The sequence below is a fragment of the Micromonospora sp. NPDC049799 genome (genome assembly GCF_040656655.1).
Lineage (GTDB): Bacteria > Actinomycetota > Actinomycetes > Mycobacteriales > Micromonosporaceae > Micromonospora.
In genome coordinates, this window is sequence record NZ_JBFAMU010000288.1 from 1 (window position 1) to 6,254 (window position 6,254).

The 6,254-nt window shown below is 73.7% G+C and carries 5 protein-coding genes and 1 pseudogene; 3 read left to right on the forward strand and 3 right to left on the reverse strand.

Annotated features, from left to right (window positions below; all coding sequences use genetic code 11):
* Positions 1 to 428, forward strand: a 428-nt coding sequence (locus AB0I76_RS20030) for an IclR family transcriptional regulator (protein WP_357037432.1), incomplete at its 5' end; no start/stop codon positions are given.
* A gap of 323 nt (positions 429 to 751) precedes the next feature.
* Entirely contained in the window at positions 752 to 1,948 is a 1,197-nt protein-coding gene (locus tag AB0I76_RS20035) for a DUF559 domain-containing protein (protein WP_357037435.1), read from the forward strand.
* A gap of 217 nt (positions 1,949 to 2,165) precedes the next feature.
* Here AB0I76_RS20035 and AB0I76_RS20040 read toward each other — a convergent pair whose 3' ends face one another.
* The 3 genes and pseudogenes from AB0I76_RS20040 to AB0I76_RS20050 all read right to left on the reverse strand — a co-directional run bounded on the left by AB0I76_RS20040 (position 2,166) and on the right by AB0I76_RS20050 (position 5,605).
* Positions 2,166 to 3,845 carry a S8 family serine peptidase gene (locus tag AB0I76_RS20040; protein WP_357037438.1) on the reverse strand — a complete coding sequence of 560 codons (1,680 nt, stop codon included), beginning with the start codon at positions 3,843 to 3,845 and terminating at the stop codon, positions 2,166 to 2,168.
* Positions 3,842 to 4,622, reverse strand: a pseudogene (locus AB0I76_RS20045) (HAD family hydrolase). The gene AB0I76_RS20040 and the pseudogene AB0I76_RS20045 overlap by 4 nt, the downstream one beginning before the upstream one ends.
* A gap of 17 nt (positions 4,623 to 4,639) precedes the next feature.
* A complete protein-coding gene (locus tag AB0I76_RS20050; protein ID WP_357037441.1) occupies positions 4,640 to 5,605 on the reverse strand; it encodes a DMT family transporter in 966 nt (321 codons plus the stop codon).
* Positions 5,606 to 5,690: 85 nt separating this feature from the next.
* Between AB0I76_RS20050 and AB0I76_RS20055 the strand changes: the two genes are divergently transcribed.
* Positions 5,691 to 6,236, forward strand: a complete 546-nt coding sequence (locus tag AB0I76_RS20055) for a CGNR zinc finger domain-containing protein (protein WP_357037443.1) — start codon at positions 5,691 to 5,693, stop codon at positions 6,234 to 6,236.
* The last annotated feature ends 18 nt before the right edge of the window (positions 6,237 to 6,254 follow it).

Here is a 6,254-nt window from a genome sequence, read left to right on the forward strand (position 1 = left end):
TCCTGCACCTGGCCCGGCGGGCCCAACCGCTGCTCGCCGAGGGCGCGCTGCCCGCGCTGCGCCGCCTCGCCGAGCAGGCCGGGGCCACCGCCCACCTCACCGTCGTCGAGGGCGGCGAGGGTGTGGCCCTGGCCGTGGTCGAGCCAAGCTGGACGTCGTTCCACGTGGCCTACCGGACGGGCGCCCGGCACCCGCTCGAACGCGGCGCCGCCGGTCAGGCCATCCTCGCCGGCCGGTCCGGCGCCGTCGGCCCGGTGAGCACCGCCGGGGAGTTGCAACCCGGGGCGTACGGGGTGGCCGCTCCCGTCCTCGGCGTGCCCGGCCTGGAGGCCAGCGTCGGCGTGGTGGCGCTGGCACCGCTGGACGTCACCACGGTCGGGGCGCAGGTCACCGCCGCCGCCGAGGCCATCGCCACCGCCCTCCGCTGACCCGCCCGCCCGGACCGCTTCGCCCGGCCCGCCCCGCGCCCCTGGCCCGCGCCGCGCCCGTCTCGACGCCCGGCCCCACCCCCGGCTCCGGCTCCGGCTCCGGCTCCGGCTCCGGCTCCGGCTCCGGCGATGATCAACTCGCCTTCATTGAAATCGGGGTATCCGGTGCGCCGCGACACCCCGACCTCAATGACGTCGAGTCGATCTTCTACATACCACGTGCCGGCGGTCCGGGTTGGTTGTCCACAGGGGGCGTCCGGAGGGACCGGGACGGTTGTCCACAGGGGTGTCGGGCGACCGTGTCGGCGGCGCAGGCTGTGGACATGCCACCTCGACCACACCGGCCGGCCGCACTGGCCTGGCAGGTCTTCCGCGGCTCGGACGCGGTAGGCCATGACCTGCTCACCGAGCACCAGTTGCGCAGCTCCGCGTGGATACGGCTGCGCCACGACGTGTACGCCGACGCGCGCCTCGAACGAGACCACGCACTCGCCTGCCGGGCCGCCGCGCTGCGCCTGCCGAACGGCGTGTGGATCGCCGGCCCGTCGGCGGCCTACCTGCACGGCGTCGAGCACGCCGCGAGCTTCACCGACGAGGTCCACGTGCTGGTGCCCGGCCCTGGCCGGCTCGGTGCACAGAAGGGGATCCGCCTGCACGTCAGGGGCACGCCCGCCCCCACAGCCGCGTCACGGCCGACCCGCCCATCGGCCCCGGCGATCACCGGACCACCGGGACGGCCGGGTGGCGGACCACCGGGACGCCCGAGCGCCCGACCACCAGGACGGCCGAGCGGCGGGCCACCGGTCGCCGGGGCATCGGGGCGGCCGAGGGCCGGTGCGGTCGGTCCGCCGAGCCGGCGGTTGGACGGGACGTCGGTCGGACCGGCACAGCGGGCACCAGCGCCGGAGCGGGACCACTCCCCGGGCCGCGGCCCGGTGTCCGGCCGGCTCTCGGCCCCCGGCATCCCGTACCCGTGGCAACAGGTTCCGGTCGTGGCGCGGACGGGCCCGGAACAGGCGGCGTGGGAGACGGCGGTCTGGGTGGATCCCGTCCGGGCGATCGGCGTCATCGACGCGCTGCTCGCCCAGGGCCTCACCACCTTTTCCGCGTTGGCGGCGACGGCCGAGCAGTACGCGGGGCGGCCCGGCGGGCGGCGCGCGGCGTGGCTGTTCAGTTTGGCCGACGCCGGTGCGCAGTCCCCGCCGGAGTCGCACCTGCGGTTACGGCTGGTGCTGGCCGGGCTGCCCCGGCCGGTCACCCAGCATCCGGTGCGCCTGCCGTCGGGGCTGGTGGTGCATCCCGACCTGGCCTGGCCGGAGCACCGGGTCGCCGTCGAGTACGACGGGCAGTGGCACGCCGAGGCCGACCGGTTGCACGTCGACCGGGCGCGGCTGAACGCGCTCGTCGCCGCCGGTTGGCTGGTGCTGCACGTGACGAGCCGCCGCCTGCACCGTGACTTCCCCGGCGTGCTCCGCGAGGTGCGGGCGGCTCTGGCCTCCCGCGGCTGGCGGAACCGCTGACCGCGCCACGTGATCGACTCACCTTCATTGATCTCGCGGTGTTGACGGCCGCCGGAGACCCCGACATCAATGAAGGCGAGTGGATCATGCACGGTCGGTGCGCCGGGGCGCCGGGGACAGGGGCGCCGGGGACAGGGGCGGCGGACAGGCGCGACGGGAAAGGGCGGGGCCCGGACGACGGGAGGTCGTCCGGGCCCCGCGAGGTGGTGCCGGGCTGTCACATGGGGGTGGTCACCGCGGCGTACGCGTCGATGATGCCGTGCCCGTAGAAGCCGTTGAACGTGCTGTCGCCCTCGCAGAGGGCGTCGAACTCCGCCGAGCGGCCCTCGTTGGCGTACGACTGCAGGCGCGGCTCGGGGCAGGCCCGCTCGGTCGCGGTCGCGTAGAGGTGCTTCTCGACCTGGTCGGGGGCCAGGCGCAGACCGCCCTTGACCGGGTCGGTCTTGCCGAAGGCGCTGACGATCAGCGAAGCGACGCCGGCGGCGTGCGGCGAGGCCATCGAGGTGCCCTGCAGGTAGGTGTAGTACCCGCAGGATCCGCCCTTGGTGCAGTCCTTGAAGACGAAGTCCCTGGCGCTGGGGACCACATTGCCACGGGCGTCGACCGAGCCCTCCTCCTGCAGCACCTTGAGCGGGTACGCGGAGAGGATCATGTTCGCGTCGGTCCGGTACGACGAGGTGCCGTAGCCGTCACGGAACCAGCCACCGGGTGCCGCCACCGAGATCTGCTCGAGGCCGTAGTTGGAGAAGTCGGACTTCTTGCCCGACGGGCCGAGCGCCGACACACCGATCACGTGCGGGCCCTCCGCCGGCAGGTCCCAGCAGCTGGAGTTGTCGATCGGCCGGGCGTACGGGTCGGCGCCGTAGTCCGGGCTGGAGTAGTCGGTCCGCGGCTTGCCGAGGTCCTCGTGGTTGTTGCCGAGGGCACCGACGAGCGTCACGCCCTTGTCGTGGGCGTAGTTCAGCGCGCGGGTCATCGCCTCGATGATGACGCGCTGTTCGGCCTGCGCCTCCGGCGAGTCGGCCGGGTTGGCGGTGCAGTTGTAGAGCCACGGGTCGACGTAGAACGACATGTTGACCACGTCGAGGCCGGCGTCGGCGGCGTGCGTCAGGGCGTTGACGACCGGGTTCAGGAAGAAGTAGCCGGAGTCCTGGCCGCCCTTCAGCTCGACCAGGGTCACGTTCGGAGCGACACCGGAGAGGCCGAAACCGTTCGCGGCCGCGCCGATGGTGCCGGCGACGTGCGTGCCGTGGCCGCCGTCATCGGTGCCGACCGGGTCGAGGCAGCCCGCGACCTCGCACGGGCCGTCGATGTCGGTCATGTCCGGGGCGAAGTTGCGCGACAGCGACCAGCTGAAGTTGGCGGCGAGGTCGGGGTTGCTGGCATCGACGCCGGTGTCGAGGACGCCGACGGTCACACCTCGGTCGCCCGGCTCGGTCTGCCGCGCCCGGTCGGCGCCGATCATCCGCAGGCCCCACAGCTTCTCGTCCAGCGGGTCCATGCCGGTCGCCGCCGTCGGCGCGGCGCTGCCCGCGCCCTTGGTCCTCGCGGCGGCCAGCAGGTTCTCCTGCTCGACGCGGTCGATCTTCGGCGCCTGGCCGATGGCCCTCTGCTGAGCCGCGCCGAGCAGGGCGTCAGCGGCGGCCGCGCGGCTGGCGAAGTCCGCCCGGTCGCTGCGCACCTGGAACGTACCCACGCTGTCGTTGCGGGACACGACGGTACCGCCGGCCGCTCGGATGGCCGCGATGGCGGCCTCAGCCGAGATCCCCTTCTCGGCTACCACCGTGAAGGTCTGGCTGCTGGACGGCGCGGCGCCGGCCGGCATGGTCAGGCCGGTTACCGTGAGTGCCAGAGCAGTCGCGGTGGCGACGGCACCGGCGGTGAAGCGCTTGCTCACCACATCGGATCCTCTCCTTGAGGGACGTGGCTGTCATCAGAACAGGCCGGAATGGTTTCCGCTAGACACCTATCCGGTTGCATCCGTAAATTCGGCATGCTCCTGCAGTTCGAGCAGCGCATCGGGCAGGTCGGCCAGGGTGCTCACCTCGGCGTCCGGCCGCACGTCCGGCGGGCGGGGCAGGCCGTGACGGTTCAGCCAGACGCCGCGCAGCCCGGCGCGCTGCGGCCCGAGCACGTCGTGGACGAGTGAGTCGCCGACGTACGCGATCTGCCTGGCCGGCGCTCCGGCCGCCTCGACCACCGCCGCGTAGAACGCCGCGTCGGGTTTCTTCGGCAGGCCACCGTCGTGTGCGTAGACCTCGAAGGCGAACTCGTCGGCGAGCCCGCAGCGTTCGGCGCGGCTGTTGCCGTTGGTGGCGTAGCCCAGCGTCCACCGCCGCCGCAGCGCGGCGAGGGCCGGCGGCACGTCCGGGTAGGGCCGGGTCAGCGCGAACCGCCGCGCGAAGAAGAGCGCCGCGAGGTCGTCGAGGTGCTCGTCGAGCCCGGCGCGGGCCAGGGACCGGGCCAGCGCGGCCCGCCGGATCTCCACGACTGGCGCGGACGTCCGTGCGCCGAAGACGGTGTGCCAGTCCGACTCCAGGTCCGCGAGGGACACCCCGGCCGCCGCCGGGGTCAGCCGCCGCATCTGATCGAGTACGGCCAGCAGCCCGCCGGTCACCGCCGGGCGCAGGTCGAGCAGCGTCTCGTCGGCGTCGAAGACGACCGTGGTCAGCACCCCGACCGCTCCCCCGGTCACCGGTCGCCGGTCAGCGCCGGTTCCGGCGCCGGCACGGGTCCCGGGGCGGGCTCACGCAGCTCGTCGAGCCGGACCAGCGCCACCCCGGCGACGATGAGCGCACCGCCGCCGAGCTGCTGCACGGTCAGCACCTCGTCGAGCACGAGCCAGGCGATGAGGACGGCGAACATCAGCTCTGTGAGACCGACGAACGACGCCAGCCGGGCGCCGAGGATGCGGGCACCGGCGATCCCGGCCAGGTACGCGACGACCGCCGCCACGAGCACCAGACCCGCGACCGGCACCCACCAGTCGGTCTGCTGCCCGGCGAACTCCACCGCGCCGAAGGTGGCCCGCAGCGGCAGCAGTCCCACCACGCCGAGCACCAGCAGGAGGACCGCGCCGACGCCCATGCCTCCGGCGGCCAGCACCACCGAGGGAAGGCGGGAGTCGACCCGCCCGGCGAGGACGTAGTACCCGGCCAGCCCGACCGCCGCGCCGAGCCCCCACAGGACGCCGATCGGGTCGAGGCGTTCGGCGCCGGCGAGGTCGAGCACGAGCACCAGACCGGCCAGGGCCGCCGCCGAGCCGGCCAGCGTCAGGCGCTGCGGGCGCTGGCCGTGGACCAGCCACATCCAGCCGACCACGACGATGATCCCCAGGTACTCCAGCAGCAGCGCGAGACCGACCGGCAGGTATCGCACCGCGTTGAAGAAGCACACCTGCGCCAGCGCGACGCCGAGCAGCCCGAAGACGCCGACCGTCGTGAGGTTGTCGCGCAGGACCCCCCACCGGCCGCGCAGGGCAAGGACCGCCGGCACCGCCACCACCAGGGCGGCGAGACCCACCCGGGCGATCACCAGGGCCTCGGCCGACCAACCGGCGTCGATGAGCGAGCGGGCGAACGTGCCGGACGTCCCGAAGGTGAGCGCGGACAGCACGGCCAGGGCGAGGCCGGCACCGCCGACGGAGGGTTGGCGCATCGGTCTCTCCTTGGCGTGGCCGGACGTCATGGGCAAACTAGAGTTACGCCGATGACGCTACGGCCGGGCGATGACAGGAGTCAAGTTGCTTTTTGCCCATGACACCGAGTGTGCGCTGATCAGCGCCGCCGCGCTCGTCAACACCGACGGCCGGGACGCCGAGGGGCTGCCCGACGTCGCCGCCCTGGACGAGTTCTTCGTGGCGCACACCTACACCGGACGACACGAGCACACCCAGGCCGAGCTCGCGGCGGTCCGCCAACTGCGCCCCCGCCTGCGCCGCGTCTGGCACGCCGACACCGACGAGATCGTCGCCATCGTCAACGGGCTGCTCCGTGAGAACCAGGCCCTGCCGCAGCTCATCACGCACGACGACGAGCCGTACCACTTCCACGCCGTGCCACGCGACGCCCCGCTAGCCACCCGGATCGCCGTCGAGGCCGCGATGGCGCTGGCCGACCTGGTCCGCAGCGAGGAGCTGGGACGGCTGCGGATCTGCGACCACCCCGACTGCGACAACGTCCTGGTCGACCTGTCGAAGAACCGCTCCCGCCGCTTCTGCGACGCCACCTGCGGCAACCGCGCCGCCGTGACCGCCTACCGCGCCCGCAAGGCCGCCGCCCGCACCTGACCGCCCCCGGCGGTCACG